The sequence below is a fragment of the Chryseobacterium sp. R2A-55 genome, assembly GCF_021401085.1.
Taxonomy (GTDB): domain Bacteria; phylum Bacteroidota; class Bacteroidia; order Flavobacteriales; family Weeksellaceae; genus Kaistella.
Map to the genome: position 1 here is coordinate 74,800 of NZ_JACBFP010000007.1, position 19,394 is coordinate 94,193.

18 protein-coding genes are annotated in these 19,394 nt (G+C 40.7%); 7 read left to right on the forward strand and 11 right to left on the reverse strand.

Annotated elements, in window-relative coordinates; genetic code table 11:
• Positions 1–13: 13 nt before the first annotated feature.
• Complete coding sequence (locus L0951_RS09045; protein ID WP_234110909.1) at positions 14–454, reverse strand: hypothetical protein; 441 nt, start codon at positions 452–454, stop codon at positions 14–16.
• Between the two features lie 135 nt (positions 455–589).
• Positions 590–1,936: an alpha-amylase family glycosyl hydrolase gene (locus tag L0951_RS09050; RefSeq protein ID WP_234110910.1), complete on the reverse strand. Its 1,347-nt coding sequence runs from the start codon at positions 1,934–1,936 to the stop codon at positions 590–592.
• Positions 1,937–2,072: 136 nt separating this feature from the next.
• On the opposite strand from L0951_RS09050, the gene L0951_RS09055 reads away from it, so the two are divergent.
• Positions 2,073–2,834 carry an exodeoxyribonuclease III gene (locus L0951_RS09055; RefSeq protein ID WP_234110911.1) on the forward strand — a complete coding sequence of 254 codons (762 nt, stop codon included), beginning with the start codon at positions 2,073–2,075 and terminating at the stop codon, positions 2,832–2,834.
• 77 nt (positions 2,835–2,911) lie between these two features.
• On the opposite strand, the gene L0951_RS09060 is transcribed toward L0951_RS09055, so the two are convergent.
• From L0951_RS09060 to L0951_RS09075, 4 genes are all read right to left on the reverse strand, one after another.
• On the reverse strand, positions 2,912–4,246 hold the full coding sequence (locus L0951_RS09060; RefSeq protein WP_234110912.1) for a trigger factor: 1,335 nt from the start codon (positions 4,244–4,246) through the stop codon (positions 2,912–2,914).
• A gap of 70 nt (positions 4,247–4,316) precedes the next feature.
• Positions 4,317–4,877: a hypothetical protein gene (locus tag L0951_RS09065; RefSeq protein WP_234110913.1), complete on the reverse strand. Its 561-nt coding sequence runs from the start codon at positions 4,875–4,877 to the stop codon at positions 4,317–4,319.
• 116 nt (positions 4,878–4,993) lie between these two features.
• Entirely contained in the window at positions 4,994–7,378 is a 2,385-nt protein-coding gene (locus L0951_RS09070) for a TonB-dependent receptor (RefSeq protein ID WP_234110914.1), read from the reverse strand.
• Positions 7,379–7,489: 111 nt separating this feature from the next.
• A complete protein-coding gene (locus tag L0951_RS09075) occupies positions 7,490–7,819 on the reverse strand; it encodes a hypothetical protein (RefSeq protein ID WP_234110915.1) in 330 nt (109 codons plus the stop codon).
• Between the two features lie 186 nt (positions 7,820–8,005).
• On the opposite strand from L0951_RS09075, the gene pfkA reads away from it, so the two are divergent.
• The 3 genes from pfkA (at position 8,006) to L0951_RS09090 (ending at position 10,654) form a co-directional block, all read left to right on the forward strand.
• Complete coding sequence (gene pfkA / locus L0951_RS09080) at positions 8,006–8,992, forward strand: 6-phosphofructokinase (protein ID WP_234110916.1); 987 nt, start codon at positions 8,006–8,008, stop codon at positions 8,990–8,992.
• A 52-nt stretch (positions 8,993–9,044) separates the two neighbouring features.
• On the forward strand, positions 9,045–10,049 hold the full coding sequence (gene gap, locus L0951_RS09085) for a type I glyceraldehyde-3-phosphate dehydrogenase (RefSeq protein ID WP_234110917.1): 1,005 nt from the start codon (positions 9,045–9,047) through the stop codon (positions 10,047–10,049).
• A gap of 86 nt (positions 10,050–10,135) precedes the next feature.
• Entirely contained in the window at positions 10,136–10,654 is a 519-nt protein-coding gene (locus L0951_RS09090; protein WP_234110918.1) for a DUF488 family protein, read from the forward strand.
• A gap of 59 nt (positions 10,655–10,713) precedes the next feature.
• Here L0951_RS09090 and L0951_RS09095 read toward each other — a convergent pair whose 3' ends face one another.
• Positions 10,714–13,551 carry an alpha-amylase family glycosyl hydrolase gene (locus L0951_RS09095; protein WP_234110919.1) on the reverse strand — a complete coding sequence of 946 codons (2,838 nt, stop codon included), beginning with the start codon at positions 13,549–13,551 and terminating at the stop codon, positions 10,714–10,716.
• Between the two features lie 262 nt (positions 13,552–13,813).
• Here L0951_RS09095 and aqpZ point away from each other — a divergent pair, with 262 nt between their 5' ends.
• Positions 13,814–14,566 (forward strand): aquaporin Z, encoded by a 753-nt coding sequence (gene aqpZ / locus L0951_RS09100; protein WP_234110920.1) that lies wholly within the window; start codon positions 13,814–13,816, stop codon positions 14,564–14,566.
• 53 nt (positions 14,567–14,619) lie between these two features.
• Here aqpZ and L0951_RS09105 read toward each other — a convergent pair whose 3' ends face one another.
• From L0951_RS09105 to queD, 3 genes are all read right to left on the reverse strand, one after another.
• Complete coding sequence (locus L0951_RS09105; protein WP_234110921.1) at positions 14,620–15,633, reverse strand: acyl transferase; 1,014 nt, start codon at positions 15,631–15,633, stop codon at positions 14,620–14,622.
• The gene (locus L0951_RS09110) at positions 15,630–16,394 is read right to left on the reverse strand and encodes a UDP-2,3-diacylglucosamine diphosphatase (RefSeq protein ID WP_234110922.1); all 765 of its coding nucleotides are present in this window, start codon (positions 16,392–16,394) and stop codon (positions 15,630–15,632) included. Before L0951_RS09110 ends, L0951_RS09105 begins: the two co-directional genes overlap by 4 nt.
• An 81-nt stretch (positions 16,395–16,475) precedes the next feature.
• Complete coding sequence (gene queD, locus L0951_RS09115; RefSeq protein WP_234110923.1) at positions 16,476–16,919, reverse strand: 6-carboxytetrahydropterin synthase QueD; 444 nt, start codon at positions 16,917–16,919, stop codon at positions 16,476–16,478.
• 81 nt (positions 16,920–17,000) lie between these two features.
• On the opposite strand from queD, the gene L0951_RS09125 reads away from it, so the two are divergent.
• Positions 17,001–17,654 carry a ComF family protein gene (locus L0951_RS09125; RefSeq protein WP_262908479.1) on the forward strand — a complete coding sequence of 218 codons (654 nt, stop codon included), beginning with the start codon at positions 17,001–17,003 and terminating at the stop codon, positions 17,652–17,654.
• Positions 17,655–17,661: 7 nt separating this feature from the next.
• Here L0951_RS09125 and L0951_RS09130 read toward each other — a convergent pair whose 3' ends face one another.
• The gene (locus L0951_RS09130; protein WP_234110924.1) at positions 17,662–17,994 is read right to left on the reverse strand and encodes a zinc ribbon domain-containing protein YjdM; all 333 of its coding nucleotides are present in this window, start codon (positions 17,992–17,994) and stop codon (positions 17,662–17,664) included.
• Between the two features lie 147 nt (positions 17,995–18,141).
• Here L0951_RS09130 and L0951_RS09135 point away from each other — a divergent pair, with 147 nt between their 5' ends.
• Positions 18,142–19,347, forward strand: a complete 1,206-nt coding sequence (locus L0951_RS09135; protein WP_234110925.1) for an RsmB/NOP family class I SAM-dependent RNA methyltransferase — start codon at positions 18,142–18,144, stop codon at positions 19,345–19,347.
• Positions 19,348–19,394: the final 47 nt, after the last annotated feature.

A 19,394-nucleotide genomic window follows, 5' to 3' on the forward strand; every position in this document is an offset into this window, starting at 1 on the left:
CCAATGCTCAAATTTACCAAATATTTTTAAGGGTTTGGGTTACGTCATTCACAATTAAGGTTTCTCCGGCCTTCTTTCCGTGCATTGCTTTTGCCAGTGGACTTTCTGTAGAGATGACAAATATTTTTTCACCATCAAGGCTGACTTCACCCAAAGAAACCGAAATGAAAAACTTCCCCTTTTCTGTTTCCACCAAACTCCCCAAACCGATGGATTGGTGTGGAACTGGATTGATGTTTTTCAGAATATTCAATGAACTTGAAAACCCATTCAGCTGAATCTGAAGATTATTGATTTCCTGCTGCAGCATTTCTCGGCCGGTTTCGTATTTGTCTCCCATTGAAGATTTGGTATCGTTGTTGGAAGTACGGGTTTCTTCAATTAAGGTTTGAAGGGTCTGGATTTTTTCAGATAATTTTTCGCTGATGATTTTGAGCAAAGATGTTTTATCCATTTAATTCTATGTTATTTTGCAACCAGATTTTGACAAAATGACTGCTAAAAATTTCTCACAGATCACACCGGTTTTCACAAAGTATTTATGCAGTTTTATCTGCTGAAAACCATGCAATCCGTTGGCAATAAAAAATCATTTCACAAACACTGCATAATCCCCTGCTTTCATCGAAAACGATTTGCCCGAAGAAAAGTCCCGCGAAGTCTTATCGAAAAGATTCTTAAAAGTACCACCCACATTTCCATCTTCGATCGAAAAATCTACCGCGTCTTTTGACATGTTCAAGACAACCAAAACTTCATCATTCCCATTTTTTCTGAGAAAAGCCAGGATTTTGTCGTTCGCCGAATTGTTCAAAAAATAGGTGGTCACATTCGGATCGCCACCTCGCAATGCAGGGTTAGAAGATTTTAAACTGAATAAAGTTCTGTAAAAATCTGCCAACTGGTAATTTCCGGTCCAGTTGATGGCATCTTTTTCAAAAAACTCCAGGCGTTTGAGATTCGGCAGTTCCTGACCGGAATAAATCAAAGGCACACCATTCCAGGTTGCTGAAAAGACCGCCAAAGGTTTTGCAATCACACCATACTTCTCGTATTCGGTTCCGTTCCAGGAATTTTCGTCATGGTTGGTCGTGAACCACGCCCTCATCGAATGGTCGCCGATCGCTGAATATTTCATCAGCAAATCTTTCAGTTCCTGCAGAGGCAGATTATTTTTGTAATAATTCTCGGTTTTGTGCATCCAGGTCCAGGAATAACTTGCATCGAAAACTTTTCCGTACTCCGGATTTTCGAGTTCGTCAAACTCACCAAGCCAGAAGAGTGGTTTCAGTGCTTCCACTTTCGGTCTTGCTTCCTGCCAGAAATCGACTTCCACCCAACTTGCGAGATCACATCTGAAACCGTCTATATTGGTTTCCCGAACCCAAAACTTCATGGCTTCAATCATGGCATTCCGCATATTTTGGTTGCTGTAGTCAAGCTCAATAATATCTTCCATTCCGGAAGCGATATGGAAATTTCCGTCTGGATCGTGCAAATAAAATTCCGGATTGGTCTTGGTCCATACATGGTTCCAACCAGTGTGATTTGCCACCCAATCGATAATGACTTTAAAGCCGAGTTGATGCGCTTCATCAACAAGATGTTTGAAATCCTCCATGGTTCCGAATTCAGGATTGATTGAAGTATAGTCCGCTGCTGCGTATGGACTTCCCAAAGTTCCTTTCATTTTTTCGGTGGCAATCGGCGTAATCGGCATGAACCAAAGCGTTTCCACTCCCATCGCTTTCAGCCGCGGCATTTCCTTTTCGAATGCGCGGAAAGTTCCCTCTTTCGTGTATTGTCTTATATTGACTTCATAAATATTCGTGTGGCGTTTCCATTCGCTGGGTGCTTCCATTTTTTTAGTGGCTTTTTGAGTAGTACAGGAAATAATTCCGAGTGCGATAATCGCTAAAATAACGAATTTTTTCATTGCGGAGATTTAAGGCAAATGTATTGAATTTTATTTCAAAACCGGCTTTGACTATAAGTTTAAAATTAGCTATTTTTAATGCAAATCGCCGTTTTAGTTCAAGACAAATTCCCTAATTTTGAGAAAATTAATTTTAATGAAAATAATCAGTTATAATGTGAATGGGATTCGTGCTGCATTCACCAAAGATTTTGTGGGTTGGCTAAATGCCGCACTTCCGGATGTGATCTGCATCCAGGAAAGCAAAGCTGGAAACGACCAAATCGACATTGAAGGGTTCGAAAAAATCGGTTATCACAGTTTTTGGCATTCTGCCCAGAAAAAAGGATATTCCGGCGTGGGAATCGCCTCTAAAATGAAACCGAAACATGTGGAATACGGTTGTGGAATTGAAAATTACGATTCCGAAGGAAGAATCATCCGTGCGGATTTTGAGGAGTTCTCGGTGATTTCGGTTTATGTTCCGTCTGCGTCGAATATTGACCGACTTGATTTTAAGATGCAGTTTTGCTATGATTTTTTGGAGTATATCAAGGAATTGAGGAAAACGATTCCGAACCTGATTATTTCCGGTGATTTTAATATTTGCCACAAACCGATCGACATCCACAATCCGGAAGGCCTGAAAAATGTTTCGGGTTTTTTACCCATCGAAAGGGAATGGCTGACCAAATTCATTGATGAGTGCGAACTGATCGACAGTTTCCGGTTTTTCAATGACCAACCCGACAATTACACTTGGTGGAGTTACCGGCAAAATTCACGGGCGCGAAACAAGGGATGGCGATTGGACTACAACTTTGTAAGCTATCCTTTAAAGGAAAAACTGTCCCGCGCCGCGATTCTGAGCGAGGCTTTTCATTCCGATCATTGTCCGGTTTTGGTGGAACTGCAATAGTTTTGACAGACCGAGATTAAGCACAAAAAAATCCGTCCTGAGCATTCAAGACGGATTCAAAATTTATTGCTGAAAAATTACTTTTTCAGCTCTTCCAAAAACTCATCATGAGAGATCGGAGTTTCTTTCTTCACTGCTTTTTCCAGAATTACATCTTTCAGTTTTGCCATTGCAACTTCAGAAGAAATCTGGCGAACCTGCTCTTGATCTTTCAACATTTCCACCGCATATTTCTGAACTTCCTCGTCACTTAAATGGTGGATTCCGTAAATTGCCAACTGATTTCTAACCAATTGTTCAGCCTGTGCCAAAACATCGGCATAGTCCAATTTGATGTCGTTGTCGTTCATCAGTTTCCCTTCCAGGATTTGGTATTTCAAGATGTTCTTTTCTGCTTCCAGGATTTCTTTCGCCTGCTCTTCAGAATTCACATTTTCATTGCTGTAAACCAACCATTTTGTCAGGAAAGTTTCCGGCAGTTTCACCTCTTCTTTTTCGTTGATTTGGGCCAAAATCTTATTGACGAAATGTACGTCTGCATTTTGCTGGAAGTATTCATCCAGTTCAGATTTTACTTTTGCTTTCAGTTCCTCTTCAGATTTGATGTTTCCTTCGCCATACACTTTGTCAAACAAATCCTGGTTCAGCTCAGCCAAATCCAATCCGTAGAAATCTTTCACTTTCACTTCCAGTTCTTCATGGTGAAGGTGCTCCACTTCTTCTTTTCCGAAACCTAGTTCTTTTGCCAAATCTTCATTGTTCTGCAAATCTGCTTTGGTCACTTTCACAGTTCCGTCCATCGCCAAATCTTTCACCAATTTGAAAGCTTCCTTTTTATCCGCGTTAACCACGGTTTGTTTTGGATGGTGGTGATGTTCACCTTCAGCATTTTCTTCAACAATCTGCGAAATTTCCAATGCCACATGGGAATCTTTTCCGATTTTATCTTGTGGAACCTGAGTTGCGAATCGTTTCTGCATGTTTTCTATGCTCTGTCCGATTTCCTTGTCAGAAGCTTCCACCTTAAAATGAGGCGCTTCATATTTCGACAAATCCACCGTGAAGTTTGGTTCGTACCCTACTTCAAAAGCCACAGAAAGCTGATCTGCATTGTGGTTGAAATCCTCTACCGGCTGTGGAACCGGTTGACCAACCAATCTCAGATTATTTTCGTTGATGTAATTATTGAGCGCATCAGAAACCTGTTTGTTGATTTCCTCAAAAGCGATCCCTGCTTCATATTGCTTTCTCACCATGCTCAAAGGCACTTTTCCCTTTCTGAATCCAGGAACCTGTGCGTTTTTCGCAAAATTGAGAAGTTGCTTTTCCACATTATCTTTGTAATCTGACTTATCTAAAGTAACTGTAAGCAATGCACTTACATCATCATGGTTTGTCGCTGTAACGTTCATTTTTCTATTAAAATTTTAGGTTGCAAAAATAGGATTTTTTTTTGACTTTTTGGCTTTGAAAAATTCGCTGCTAATTTGATATCCCGAAAGTTGCCACCGCATCGGTCTCTCCACCGGTTGCACTTCCAAAAGCGGTACCGTTTTGTGCCTCACTAACTGAAATGGCGTCATGGATCAAGGACAGTGTCAGTTCCGGTCCTGGAGCATTCACAGCTTTCACCACTTCCCATTTTGTGATTAATCCCAGCTTTTTTTCGTCCGTTCTCGTGGAGGAAGCATCGTCAATTCTCGTGAAATTGATGTGCGAACCTTGAAAATCAAAAATTAGAAAGTGTTCATCTTTTGCGGCTTTGATGCTTTCGGTTTCGTCTTCATTTCCGTTGAGAAAAATTGTTTTTACGGTATATGTTTTTCCGTCTGTAAGTTTAATGACGGGATTTGTCGCAGAATTCACTGTGTAATTATAAGTTTGGGTTATTCCAGTAGCATCATCGGTGACATTCAGGATGATATTGGAGATATCTTCCTGCGAAAGCACGTCTAAATCTTCATCTGATCTTGAGCAGGTTAAAGTGAAGGTTGAAGTGAAGATTAAGGTTGTGAAAAGTATGATATTTTTTAAATGTTTCATTTTATATTCTTTGTTTGATAAAGTTTGATTACTAAAAACCACCCCGTTTACTCCTTCGGCGAAGACACCTCTCCAAAGTAAGGCGATTCCCTGCTTCGAAGTAACGGAGGTGTGATTTAGAAACTGTATTTAATATTTAAAATAATATTTCTCCCCATCTCATAAGAGAAAAACCGCATCCGGTTCAGATAGTCTTTGTAATTCAGATTAAAAAGATTGGTGATTTTCACACCTGCTGAAAAATTTTTGCCAAAATCAATCCCGGTTTGGATGCTCCATAAAGAATAAGTCGGCGGTGGTGTGGATAAGTCTAATATTTTTTCCACTTCTACCCCATTTTCATAAATCTGGATGGACGGATTATAGTCGGGAAATCTTGATTGATGAAGGAAAGTCTGATTTTCCACCTTAAAATAGAAATTTTGCCATTCCGCTTTCGAAAACTCCAAACTATTGGCAAAATTCGGCGGAAGCATCAGAATCAACGGTTGGTCATTCGTCAAATCCTGACCATAAACATAAGAGAATCTTCCTTTATAAGAGAAGTTGGAACTTAATTTCAAATTTGCATCCACATCGAGTCCATACATTTTCGCGTCAATTTGCTGATAACTCCAAACCGGGTAAACGCCCCGAATCGTGTTCTGAATCCCAGTTGGCACCTCGGTGATGAAATTTTTCGTCAAAAACAGATAAGGATTTACAGAAATCTGCAGACCATCCAGCACATTGAGTTTTGAATCGATATACATATTGAATTGGTTTCCGTCCTCATTTTTCATGCCCAAATGTCCCACTTCGATAATGGCTGCAGAATGGTGAAGTCCATCTGCGAAAAGTTCAGCAATATTTGGAGTTCTACCCACTTTCGCATAATTAAATTTCAGATCAAATGCACTTGAAGGTTTATATTGAAATCCTGCATTGAACGAAAGATTTTTGTAGGTCAACACCGGATTGGTGAAAACTCGGTTTCCATCGGTCTTTACATAGAACTGGGAATAATTTTCTGAAAAAAGATTTTCCCAGGTATTTTGGTCATACCATTTTTTTACATTGTATCTGGTTGCATCATATCGAAGGCCTGCTTCAACACTAAATTTCGGAGTGAATTTATATTTCAGAACAGAATAAACTCCGCCAGAATATTTGGAATAATTCGGCACCAATCTTCTCGCCTGCGTTTCAGGGGTGGAATAATTGTATTGGTAAACCAAGTCAATCCCGGTTTCCAGATTCCAGAACTGCCTTTCAATTAAATCGTTGATATTGAATTGATTGGTAAACAATTCCAGATCAAGCGACGGAATGCGGGCAAGTTCGCCGCGGCGCACATCAAACTCCTTCCTGTGATTGTATTGGAAACTGTAATCCACCGAAATTTTCCCAAAATCTTTAAACCTCCTGAAAGCAGAAATCTTTGCCAAATGATGCTGCACATCCTGTTTCGGAGTATCTATCGAATAAGAGAAATCCCGCCGGTAAATAGGAATATCCATCGTCAAAGCTTTATAGAAATCCTCGAGATTTCCCAAATCCGAACCTCGGTAAATCCCAATTTGTTGATTGGTCAGGCTGTAATCAAAAGAAATTCCCTGAAGAAAAGTATTGTGCTGCAAAGTGAAATTAAATGAATTCGCCTGCAATCCGGTATTCATCAGATTGTAATCCGGCGTGTTCAGATCACCCCATTTTTTAAAACCTCCATTCGTTTTCACGGCCCATCCGTTTTCCCAGGTTTTCAAGAGATTCAAGTCGAAACCTATTCCGCGACCGTTTGAAATTCCGGAAAGATTCGCCGCACCTTTCAAGGTATCTTTTTTAGGAAAAAACTCGGGCTCCATCACCACTACTCCGCCAATTGCGTCGCTTCCGTATTTCAAAGCAGACGCTCCTTTGATCACGTCGATATGTTCAAAATTGTTGATATCCACATTCGGAGCATGTTCCACTCCCCATTCCTGTTCCGCCATTTTCACCCCGTTGTTGATGATGGGAACCCTACTTCCATAAAGTCCATGAATAATGGGTTTCGAAATATTATTTCCCGTTTTCAGTGCGCCGACTCCCGAAATATTAGACAGCACATTCCCTAAATTTTCGGTGAAATTTCTGGCGATCGTCTCCTGATCCAGAGTTTTCAGAATCATAGACGCATTGGTTTTATGCACGCGGTGAAAGGTGATGGTTTCGATTTCTTCAATATGGTGTTCCAAATTAATGGTGATTTCCAAATCTTTGTCCACTACCAAATTTTCTGTAAAAGTCGAGCAGTCTGGATGATTTGCAGTTAAAATATAGCTTCCTTTTTTTATATTTTTAAAAGAAAATTTTCCGTTTTCATCAGAAATTGCAGTGTTGTTTCCAATTTTTATGGAAGCTTGAGCCAAAGGAACTTTGTCATGAAAATCAATGATTTTTCCCTTGATATGATAATTGTTTTGGGCATTAAAGAAAGCGAGCCCGAAAAAGACCAGAATTATATTCAGATTAAATTTCATTAAGATTAAATTTTGAATTAATGATACACGAAATTGCAAAACCTTAAGAACCAAATATTAATGATTGGATTAAAAGGCTTATTACAACATTTTCATCAGAAATGTTTCGTCTTAAATGAAATTTGAAGGTGGACCGCGAAGCTGGAAATAGAATAGCTTAAATTTTGAAATCCACTGCTGATCATTGAAAATCCCTTCTTTTAAATCCAAAAACGTGGAGTACTCAAAACTGAAATTTTGTGGAACCAGCGTTTTGCCACCATGGAGAAAATGACAGGAAAGACAATCTGTAAAATCTTGAGAAAGATGACTTGTGGTGAAGGTTTTTTCGGTTTTTTGAAAATGAAAATCCTTAAAAACCTCACCACTTCCGTGATGGTGAAAATTTTGAGAAAACAGGGCCACAAAAAGATAAACCCCTGCAAAAAGGGTCGAAAGCACTTTTCGAAAAGCCTGATTTCTTAACACGCTGCGAAAATACTGAAATTCCTATAATTCAAACTGCCTTTTCAAGAATTTTAAAAATTTCATCTGCCAGTTTAATTTCTAGACCCCATCTAAATCTTCGGGTTTTTCGATTCTGTTAATTGGCGGAGTTTTCGTAAATTTGTGCTGAAATTTTCATATATGTCAGAAAGTTTGATCAGCAAGATTGGCGTATTGACTTCCGGTGGTGATTCACCCGGAATGAACGCTGCAATCCGAGCGGTAGTTAGAACCGCATGCCACTTCAATATAGAGTGTTACGGAATCCGGGAAGGTTACAACGGATTAATCCATGACGATTTCACAAGAATGGGAGCCAGATCGGTGAAAAACATCATTACCGCAGGTGGAACCATTTTGAAATCTGCCCGTTCATTGGAATTCAAAACCACAGAAGGTAGAAAAAAAGCATATGAAAACCTGGAAAAGCGGGGAATCGACGCTTTGGTCTGCATTGGTGGAGACGGTACTTTCAGAGGCGCCAATATTTTCAGCGATGAATACGGAATCAGGGTCATCGGTGTTCCGGGAACCATTGACAACGATATTTTCGGGACCGATAATACGATTGGTTATGATACCGCTCTGAATACTGCAATGGACGCGATCGACAAGATTCGTGATACCGCCACTTCCCACAACCGTGTTTTTTTCGTGGAGGTGATGGGAAGAGACGCCGGATTTATCGCCCTGAACAGCGGCATTGCAACCGGCGCTTTAGACATCCTGATTCCAGAAAAAAAAGACAGCATCGAAGAACTTTTCGCGACTTTTGAAAAAGCCGAAAAGGCAGGCAAATCATCGAGTATTGTAGTTGTTGCAGAAGGGGAACAGCTCGGAAGCATCTATGATTTGGCAAAAGCCACGAAAAATGGTTTTCCGGAATATGATATCCGTGTGGTGGTTTTGGGACACATTCAAAGAGGTGGTTCGCCGAGCTGCGCAGACCGCGTTTTGGCGAGTCAGCTTGGTTATGGTGCGGTAATCGGTTTGATGGAAGGTAAATCCAAAGTAATGGCGGGAATGCAATCCAATAAATTGGTGTACACTCCTATTCAGGAAGCCATCAAGAAACACAATGAAATAGACAAAAATCTTCTGACGATTGCGGAGATTTTGGCGATTTAATTTTCACAATGATTAAAAGAACTAACTATAAATTTAATTTAAAATAAAAATTATGTCAACAATCAAAGTAGGAATCAACGGATTCGGTAGAATTGGGCGTCTTGTTTTCAGAGCAATGTCCGAAAGAACAAACATCGAAGTGGTGGGAATCAACGACCTGATCAATGCCGAATATATGGCGTATATGCTGAAATATGATTCTGTACACGGACAGTTTCCGGGAGAAGTCTCCGTGGAAGGAAACGACCTCATCGTGAATGGAAAAAAAATCAGAGTAACCGCCGAAAAAGATCCTAACAACTTGAAATGGAACGAAGTGGGCGCAGAATATATCGTGGAATCTACAGGTTTGTTCCTGTCAAAAGAATTGGCTCAGGGACATATTAACGCAGGTGCGAAAAAAGTATTGCTTTCCGCTCCATCCAAAGATGACACGCCTATGTTCGTGATGGGTGTAAACCACAAAGAATTATCTCCGGATCAAACGATTTTCTCCAATGCGTCTTGCACCACCAACTGTCTTGCTCCATTGGCAAAAGTAATCCACGATAACTTTGGGATTGTGGAAGGATTGATGACCACGATCCACGCCACAACCGCTACCCAGAAAACAGTTGACGGACCTTCCATGAAAGACTGGAGAGGCGGCCGCTCTGCTTTGAACAACATTATCCCTTCCTCAACCGGTGCTGCAAAGGCAGTGGGAAAAGTGATTCCTTCGTTGAACGGAAAATTGACCGGAATGTCATTCAGAGTTCCAACTGCGGACGTTTCTGTAGTTGACTTAACCGTAAGATTGGAAAAAGCCACTTCTTACGACGAAATCTGTGCAGCAGTAAAAGCAGCTTCAGAAGGCGAACTGAAAGGTATTTTAGGATATACTGAAGATGCCGTAGTTTCTCAGGATTTCGTAGGTGAAAAAAGAACTTCCGTCTTCGATAAAGATGCGGGAATCATGCTTTCTCCAAATTTCGTGAAACTGGTTTCATGGTATGACAACGAAATGGGATACTCTAACAAACTGACCGATTTGCTGGTACACGCTGCTTCCATTTAATGGACTATAATTAATCAGCATAGAGCAATATGAAACCTTCCGATTGGGAGGTTTTTTTGTGGAATACATTTAGCTTCATTAAAATCATGAAAACCATTTTCACCATAGGTCACTCCACACATCCTTTTGAAGAATTTTTAGAAATGCTGAAATCCTTTGAAATAGAGCTTTTGGCAGATATCAGAAGACATCCTGGTTCCAAAAAATATCCGCAATTCAAAAAAGAATCTTTACAGATAACTTTACCCGAAAACGCAATTGAATACCTGCATTTTGAAGATTTGGGCGGAAGAAGAAAAGTGCAGCCACATTCGAAAAATACCGCTTGGAGACTCGATGCCTTCAAAGGTTATGCCGATTACATGGAAACCGCAAGTTTTAAAAAAGCAGTCAAAGAATTGGAAAAAATCGCCATCCAAAAAAGGGTTTGCTGCATGTGTTCAGAGGCGGTTTGGTGGAGTTGCCACCGTTCGCTGGTTTCCGATTACCTGAAAAACGAGGGTTGGAATGTGCAGCATATTATGGGAATTGGGAAAAGCACGGAACATCCTTTTACGAAACCGGCGCGAATCGAAGACGGAAAACTAGTTTATATTCAGATTTAACCCAAAAGAAAAACGGCCCGCAAACACGAGCCGTTCATGAGTTCAAATTCGAGAAAGAATTACTTCACGATCATTTTTGCTACGGCAACACCTTTGTCCGATTTCAGTTGAATCAGATAAGTCCCTGAAGTCAATCCGTTGACGGAGACTTCCTGGTCACCATTGGAATGCTTGGTTTTCACTGTTTTCACCTCCTTTCCGGAAAGGTCATAAATTGCCAAAGTTCCATGATCTGCATTGGTATAGCGAAGACTTGCGACTCCATTGATCACCGGGTTTTGAGTGACGGTTAAAGTCACTGCGTTTTTAACGGCCGCATTTTCGTTCGTGGACAAAGCAGCTCCATCACCAAAGATTCTGAAACCACCAGCTTCAATCGTGATCGGAGCAGCGGTGTCTGATACAAATATAGAGGTATTATCCATCAGATTAATCCAGTTGATGTTTCCCATCGGAAAATTCGGAACGATATTCTGCGTAGAGGTCGTGAAATTGGCCAAAATTACTACATTCTTCAATGCAGTTGGTGCAGAATTATTGGTAATGAAAATTCTCGGCATGAGGTTACCGGATTCCACAGTGAAGTTCTTAGTCCCGAAAACGGCAGGATTTGCCAAACGGATTTCCAGGATTTTCGCCCAGGTGTCGTAAACAGATTTTCTTGCGGCATCGGTATCGTAACTCAATGCAAATGCAGAAGGTTTTGGATCAAGTTTACAGTTAGGACTTACCGTAGTTCCATCTGAACAAAGGTTGATGCTCTTATCAAATCCCAGTTCTGCAAACTGCCAAATCATTTTCGGTCCCGGAACAGTGAGGGAAACTGCTGCGAGCGATTTCTGTCTTTGCAATGCAGCTGAAAGCGTGTTTGCGCCGGAAGCTCCGTAAGTCAGGTTTTTGTACATGATTCGTTCTTCATCATGACTTTCAGGATAACTTAAAGCCCTCAAATCAGTGAATCCGTGCGCACTGTATTTCACCCTGTTGAAATTGCTTCCTGTGGCGAATCCCATGGTATTCTGGTTATAAGGATCGGTTTCTTTATCCCACATCATCACGCCTTTTCCTTCTGAAACCCTGTAGTTGGCCCACTGTGCTTCCTCAGAATCCGTACCCAAATGTTCAAAAATAATGTAGGATGTAGGATCCCAATTCCATTGATAATCAGCATATCCTTTTAAAATATTCACCCGGTCCTGCTGATAAGCGTTGGTACAGGTTTCGTCGGTATTGGTGCAAGCTTGGGTAAATCCTTTGGTCAAATCCCACCGGAAACCATCTATTTTGTATTCCTTGATCCACTGTTCCAGAACACGGTTTACATAATATTTGGTATCTGGTGAAGAATGGTTAAAGTCATTAAAAACACTGTAGGTATGTTTTGCCACGGTATTAAAATAGGGGTTGCTCGGTGAAGGGTCGCCATATCCGTCACCATCCGGATCCACACACCACATTCTCTCGATCGGACTTCTTCCGGTGGCATGATTCAGTGCGATATCTAAAATCACTGCAATTCCATTTTGGTGGCAAGTATCGATAAATTCCTTGAATTTTTCTGGAGTTCCATAGGCTTTATCCAATGCATAATGAAAACCAGTATTGTATCCCCATGAACTGTTCCCATCAAATTCCATGACCGGCATTAATTCCACAGCATTGATTTTCAACGACTTTAAATAAGGTACCTTATCTATCATCGATTGCCAATTTTGCTGAGAGGTGAAATCCCTGACCAAAAGTTCATAGACCATCAAATTCTCTTTTGCCGGTTTTGTGAAGTTGGTCACCGTCCAGTTATAGGCTGGCTTAGCAGTCTGAATCATAGAAACTTCAAAATCTTGACCCACCGGATATGGAGGAAGATTCGGAAAGGTATTTGGTGAAATATACTGATCGTCATACGGCGACAAAACCATTGGCGAATACGGATCTGCTACTTTGATTCCATCTGCCGTTCTGTATTGGAAGGTATAAACTTGTTGCGGAGTGAGTCCTGTAATTTCAATCCAGTAAAGGTTGGTATTGGCGGTATCGCGGTTCATCAGATAATTTCCACTTACCGTCCAGTTGTTGAAACTTCCAATTACGTGCACATAAGGTTTTCCCGGAGCATAAAGCGCCAAACCAACTTTGGTGGGATCTGCAGGATCATAGCTGATTCCCTGTCTCATATAAGCCGGAATCGGTGCGCTTGGAACCGGCGCTGCTACATTCACGGTGAAAGATTTGGTCACCGTCGAGGCATCCACCGGATTCGTAGCCACCACATCCACAGTTGCATCCTGAGTCACCGTGTAGTTATAATTCAAACTTGTGGAAGGTGATGAACTTGTGTAAACAGGATTTCCGTTAGATTTCACCACATAGTTTGCAGCAAGTGAAGCCGTTCCCGTAATATTCAGCACGGTACCGGAACTCACCACATTCACACTTCCTGCAAGAGGATTGGTGAGCGTAAACTGAAATTTCCCAACATTGACAATGATGTCCTGAGATTGCACGGAACCGTTGAGCGTTTTAACCAAAAATCCAATTTTTGTCAAGGGATTCGGACGGTTTCCGTAGAATGATTTCACGGTGTTCATTGTGAAAGTATAAGTTCCGGTACCTCCTGAGCTAGAAACATAGGTCAGTTTGTTGGCCGGATTGGAAGCGTTCCAGGTTCCGTTCGTCGGACAATCCATACTGGTGTTTGTGGTATCAAAGGACCACGCCCAAAGATATAACGCATGAGAACTTGCAACGCCATAAGCATTTTCATTCAATGTGAAAGTGATGGTAATCGCTTCAGTTTCATCAAAACTTGGCGGGTTGATGGAAGAAGTAACCGTAGTCTGTCCAATTGCAAGAAAAGGAATCAACCAGGCCAAAACCAAAGTATAAAAATATTTCATAACATCTTAATTTATTATAAGACTGTAAAATTAGAAAAACTTAAGGACAAAATACGATTTGACCTGATTTATATCTGTCCAAAAAAAAAGGGTACATCCCCCATCATATGTTCTGTTTAAAATAAACCAAAACAACTGCCGATGAAAAAAAACAGAAATAAAACCAAAGCCAACTAAGAACTCATTATAAAAATCTTTAAATCAAACAGTTGAATCATTTAAAAAAATCTTAAATTTGAATAGAGTTAAAAACTAAACGATTATGGCAAAAAAATTAATTGCTGAATTTTTCGGCACGTTTTGGTTGGTATTTGGAGGTTGTGGCGCCGCCATATTTGCTTCCCAGATTGCACCTTCCGCAGATTCCGGACAGATCGGGATTTTGCTTCTCGGCGTTGCATTGGCGTTCGGGCTTACTGTTCTCACCATGGCGTATGCGGTGGGACACATTTCCGGCGGTCATTTTAATCCGGCGGTTTCTTTCGGATTAGCTGCAGGCGGCAGACTTCCGTGGAAAGATTTATTACCTTACGTGGTTGCCCAATGTGTCGGTGCGCTGGCTGCAGCGGCTTGTCTTTTCCTGATTCTAAAGGGCGCAAATAATGGAGAACTGGTGCAATTCCAGGGAAAAGGCGGCGAGTTTGCAACCAATTTTTACGGGGAAGCGGTTTACTTCGGAAGGAGTTATAGCATGTTTGCAGCTTTCTTGGCAGAGACTTTATTGACTATGTTCTTCATCATCGTCATCATGGGTGCCACAGATAAATTTGCTAACGGAAAATTTGCCGGAATCGCTATCGGGTTGTGTCTCACTTTGATCCACCTCATCTGCATCCCAATTACCAACACTTCTGTAAATCCTGCCCGTTCACTTTCTCAGGCGGTTTTCGTGGGAGGTGAGGCAATTTCTCAGCTTTGGCTGTTCTGGGTGGCCCCGATTTTAGGCGGAGTAATCGGCGGAGTAATTTACAGCAGACTTCTTCAGAGAACTCACGCAGAAGCTGCAGCAGCTTAATCTTAAATTAAAAATATCTGAAAGCCTTCAGAAAGATTTTTCTGGAGGTTTTTTCATGAAACCAGCAAAGAGCAACCGCGAATATCAGAATGGTCAATCCGCCCCAAAACCTGGAATGCATTTCCCAAAATGCCATTTGTATGGGGTTTTTTAAAGATTTTCCCTAAATCCTGGGTTGCAATAAATGAGCAGGAATGCCTGTTCGCCAAATCAATAATATTAACCGCGCCAGTTCTTCCTTCTTCCAAAAATGAAAACGGATCTTCGGTATTCCTGATCAAAACGCGCATCCAGTTTGGACTTTCATAAATATTTTTGCCTAAAGAATAAGCCTGCGAAAGCAATTCTGTCATAGAATATTCCGAAAAAATCCGCTCGGTACCAAAACCTTTCTTGAAAATTTCCAGCAACTCGTCCTTGGTCATTTCTGATTTTCTGCCCTTCATTCCACCCGTTTCAATTACTGTTAAAGTGGACAAGTGTTTTATTGGTTTAGTGCTCGATTTCAGAAAATCCAGAAAATCGAGCAATGCGAATGAAACACCGAACAGGATTACTTTCTTATCATTTAAAGTTTGCAGGAGTTCAAAAAGTTCAGAATGGTTGTACAGAAAATACCCATTCTCCGGCTTTCCTGATTTCTTCATCAGAAAATCAACCATATAAATCAATGAAGAATGTGAATTTTCTGAATAATTGGGCAATAAGCCCAGAAAAATAAAGTCCTCTGGATTTCCGATAAACTGTTCAAAACTCCGGTAAATACTTTCCTCATACAAAGAAAAATCTGCAATAAAATGTTTCGATCGAGTCTGAATCTGGGTTGTTCCCGAACTTTGAAAGAAATGTTCCGTTGTAGAATTTTGGTCTAAAACCAAATGATTTTTAAACACCTCAATCGGGAGAAATGGAATTTTCTCAACCTCATCAACTTCTTTAGGATTTTTTTTCAAATAGTCACAAAACCGTCGGTAAACTTCCACGTTTTCATATTGATAACGGAAAGTTTCCAAACATGCGGCGTGGAAATCAGTTTCGGTTTTGATGTTGAAAATTGAGTTGGTCATTTTTCAAATTCCTTCAAAAGAAATTCATCTTGAAACTCACCATACGTAAAATAGGAAATCCAGTCACCAAGATTGATGTACTGCGCTTTTCCCTCTAAATCCAGTACCATCGGAAGATGGCGGTGTCCGTAAATGAAATAGTCAATCTCTTCCGATTTCAGTTTTTCTTTGGAATAAATGATGAGATATTCTTTGTCTTCGCCTAAAAAAGCTTTGTCTTCTTCGCCCGAAATCATCTTGTTTTTAGTGGAAAGGTAAATCGCAACTTTCATCGCAATATCGGGATGAAGCCACTTGAAAGCCCATTGAGCGGCGGGATTCGTGAACAGCTTCTTCATGCGTTTATAACCTTTGTCTCCCGGACCAAGTCCGTCTCCGTGTGCAAGCAGAAACTTCTTCCCATTGATTTGGAAAAACTGCTTTTCGAAGAAAACCTGGCAACCAATTTCCTCCTCAAAATAATTTTTCATCCACAAATCGTGGTTCCCAACGAACATATACAAATCAATTCCGGAATCTTTCAGTTCGGCGAGTTTTCCCAAAACCCGCACATAGCCTTTTGGAATCACATGTTTCCATTCATGCCAAAAATCGAACAAGTCGCCCATCAAAAACAAAACTTGGGCATCGCTCTTGATCTCATCCAGCCAACGGATAAATTTCTCCTCACGCTTCCTGCTTTCTGCTGCAGTGGGCGCACCAAAATGCTGATCGGAGCAGAAATAGATTTTCTTACCGGGTTGTAATAGTATTTGTTTCAAGTTTTAAGTTTCAAGTTGATCAGTTTAAAAACTCGCTCGAAGAATTCACTGCGAAGCAAATTCACTCGAATTCATTTTTCTTCAATTTTCTTCCGCCACCCATTCTCCATAGGAGTTTTCAGTTTCATGAAGTTTTAAATAAGCCAGCTGCACATGATTCGGCAAACGGTTTTTTATTTTATCTGCAATTTCATAAAGCATATTTTCGCACGTTGGCTGAAAGTTGCAATAGATGACTTTATGTCCCTTTTGTTCCAAATCTTCACCGAGTTCTTTGTGCGGCGAAAGCGCATTAATCAAAACGGCATGGTCCCAAACATCAACGATTTCTTGCTTCACGATTTTCTTGATGTCTCCAAAATCTACCACCATTCCGTTCTTTGGGTTTTCCAAATCACGGATGGGATTACCTTTCACCGTGACAAAAAGTTTGTAGGAATGTCCGTGCATATTTTTGCATTTCCCATCATAATTATAGAGAACATGCGCCGTTTCAAAAGTGAAGATTTTGGTGATTCGTATCATGTGGCAAAGATAATTTATTTGCCGCGAAGTTGAAAAAAGTGGGAATTAACAAAAAATTGTACCTTTCAATAAATTTCAACCATGTTTCTTAATTTGCTTTTTCCCAACCGGTGCATTGAATGCAGCAAAATTATTTCTGCTGAGGATTTGGTTTGCGAATTGTGCTTTAGAAAAATTAATTTTACCCATCATCAATTCGGAGAAGAAAATCAATTGAAACAGGAATGTAAACTACTATTCCCCATTGAAAATGCTTTTGCGCTCATGCAGTTTGAAAAGGAAAGTTTAAGCCGAAAAATCGTTCATTCCTTAAAATATGGAAACCGTGAGAAGGTCGGGAAAATATTGGCTGACTGGACTAAAGAACGAATTTCATTTGGACAAGAACGACCCGATTTAATCACCACCGTTCCGCTCCACCCGAAAAAACTGAAAGAACGAGGTTACAACCAGCTTCATCTTTTCGCAGATGTGCTTTCCCAGAATTTTAAAATTCCTTGTGACCATCAGTTATTGAGAAGAAACCTTTACAAAAAGGCTCAGGCAAAAAAATCCAAATCTGAGAGAGTGGTTACAGACGACCTATTCTCTGTGAGGAAAGCAATTTCGGGAAAACACATTTTGATTATCGACGACGTTTTCACCACCGGTAACACCATGAGTTCCGTGGCTTGGGAAATCTTGAAAAATTCAGGAAATCGCGTGTCGATTCTGGTCATCGCGCTGGATGAATAAACGCAGATTATGCCTTCTTCACAAATTCAGATTTCAACGCCATAGAACCAAATCCATCGATTTTGCAGTCGATATTGTGATCAGAATCCGGACGAAGGCGGATGTTTTTTACTTTCGTTCCAGCTTTTACAGGTTTGGGAGCACCTTTTACCGGCAAATCTTTGATAACCACCACGGAGTCTCCATTCTGCAACTCATTTCCATTGGCATCCAGAATCTTATCAGATTGATCAATTTCATTAGGATCCCACTCGTGAAAACATTGCGAACAGACCATCATATGATCCTGTTCATAGGTGAATTCCGATTGGCATTTCGGGCAAAGTAGGGTGTCACTCATTTTATTTATTTGTGCAAAGATAGGGATTGATTTTGGCTTTTGAAACTGATCAGCGGCAGTCATCAAATGTGCAAAACCCAACAAATTCCATTAAAAACCCTATTTTTGCATCGCCAATAGCCAAATGCTATTCGCCAAAAACAAACAATGGAACTCATCCACAGAAACCTCCTCATCGGAATACACGATGCGCTTCAGGAAACTTTTTTCCAGGAAAAGAAATATGCAGATAAAGTGATCGAAAGACTTTTGAAGGCCCACAGAAAATGGGGAAGCGAAGACAGGAAAGTGGTTTCCGAGATTTTCTACAACATCATCCGCTGGAAAAAACGGCTGGAATATTATATGGGAGAAGGCGTGAAACCCAACAATGTTTACAAGCTCATTCTTGCTTATCTGCTATGGAGCAAGACCCATTACAAAAAATTTGAAGAGTTTGACGGGATCAAAATTGCTGATATCTTGACCAAACTGAAAAAAGGAACTGTACCCACAAAAGCGATTGAATACTCGATCCCCGAATGGTTGGCAGAAACTTTGGAAAAGGAATTGGGAAATACCTGGGAAAAGGAAATGCAGGCACTCAACGAACAGGCTCCGACGATTCTTCGTGCAAATACCTTGAAAACTACCGCCAAACATCTGATAGACGAACTTCATGAAGAAAATGTGGATTGTTTCCCAATCAGAAATTATCCAGACGCAGTACAATTGGAGGAAAAGAAAAACGTATTCCTTACTTCTGCCTTCAAGGAAGGTTTATTTGAAGTTCAGGATGCGTCTTCCCAAAAAATTGGAGAATTCCTGGATGTCCGTGAAGGAATGCGCGTGGTGGATGCGTGTGCAGGTGCCGGTGGAAAAACTTTGCATTTGGCTGCACTGATGAAAAATAAAGGTCAGATTATCGCACTAGATATTTTCGAATGGAAACTGGCTGAACTGAAACGACGTGCAAAAAGAGCTGGAGCCCACAATATTGAAACCAGATTCATTGAAGACAATAAAGTCATCAAACGGCTCCATGAAAAGGCGGACCGACTGTTGATCGATGCTCCTTGTTCCGGATTGGGAGTGCTGAAAAGAAATCCAGACTCCAAATGGAAAATCGATGCCGAATTCATTGAGAGAATCAAAAAGGAGCAACAGCAAATTCTGCAGGATTACTCTAGAATTTTGAAAAAAGGCGGAAAAATGATTTATGCAACGTGCTCTATTTTACCTTCTGAAAACAGCGAACAGGTAAAAATTTTCCTTGAAAACAACGCCGAATTTTCATTAATCAAAGACCAAAAAATAATGCCGAGCGAAGGATTTGACGGGTTTTATATGGCGCTGATCGAGCGGAAAAATTAAAAAAATCACCACGAAACTCGCGAAAAAAAATCATTCGGACATTCGTG

Bases quoted from the DNA above. Each gene is read 5' to 3' on its own strand.
- L0951_RS09105 (WP_234110921.1), bottom strand. From the start codon at position 15,633: ATGACCAACTCAATTTTCAACATCAAAACCGAAACTGATTTCCACGCC.
- L0951_RS09090 (WP_234110918.1), top strand. From the start codon at position 10,136: ATGAAAACCATTTTCACCATAGGTCACTCCACACATCCTTTTGAAGAA.
- L0951_RS09065 (WP_234110913.1), bottom strand. From the start codon at position 4,877: ATGAAACATTTAAAAAATATCATACTTTTCACAACCTTAATCTTCACT.
- L0951_RS09055 (WP_234110911.1), top strand. From the start codon at position 2,073: ATGAAAATAATCAGTTATAATGTGAATGGGATTCGTGCTGCATTCACC.
- L0951_RS09130 (WP_234110924.1), bottom strand. From the start codon at position 17,994: ATGAGTGACACCCTACTTTGCCCGAAATGCCAATCGGAATTCACCTAT.
- L0951_RS09070 (WP_234110914.1), bottom strand. From the start codon at position 7,378: ATGAAATTTAATCTGAATATAATTCTGGTCTTTTTCGGGCTCGCTTTC.
- L0951_RS09050 (WP_234110910.1), bottom strand. From the start codon at position 1,936: ATGAAAAAATTCGTTATTTTAGCGATTATCGCACTCGGAATTATTTCC.
- L0951_RS09095 (WP_234110919.1), bottom strand. From the start codon at position 13,551: ATGAAATATTTTTATACTTTGGTTTTGGCCTGGTTGATTCCTTTTCTT.
- L0951_RS09135 (WP_234110925.1), top strand. From the start codon at position 18,142: ATGGAACTCATCCACAGAAACCTCCTCATCGGAATACACGATGCGCTT.
- aqpZ (WP_234110920.1), top strand. From the start codon at position 13,814: ATGGCAAAAAAATTAATTGCTGAATTTTTCGGCACGTTTTGGTTGGTA.
- L0951_RS09060 (WP_234110912.1), bottom strand. From the start codon at position 4,246: ATGAACGTTACAGCGACAAACCATGATGATGTAAGTGCATTGCTTACA.
- pfkA (WP_234110916.1), top strand. From the start codon at position 8,006: ATGTCAGAAAGTTTGATCAGCAAGATTGGCGTATTGACTTCCGGTGGT.
- L0951_RS09045 (WP_234110909.1), bottom strand. From the start codon at position 454: ATGGATAAAACATCTTTGCTCAAAATCATCAGCGAAAAATTATCTGAA.
- L0951_RS09125 (WP_262908479.1), top strand. From the start codon at position 17,001: ATGTTTCTTAATTTGCTTTTTCCCAACCGGTGCATTGAATGCAGCAAA.
- queD (WP_234110923.1), bottom strand. From the start codon at position 16,919: ATGATACGAATCACCAAAATCTTCACTTTTGAAACGGCGCATGTTCTC.
- gap (WP_234110917.1), top strand. From the start codon at position 9,045: ATGTCAACAATCAAAGTAGGAATCAACGGATTCGGTAGAATTGGGCGT.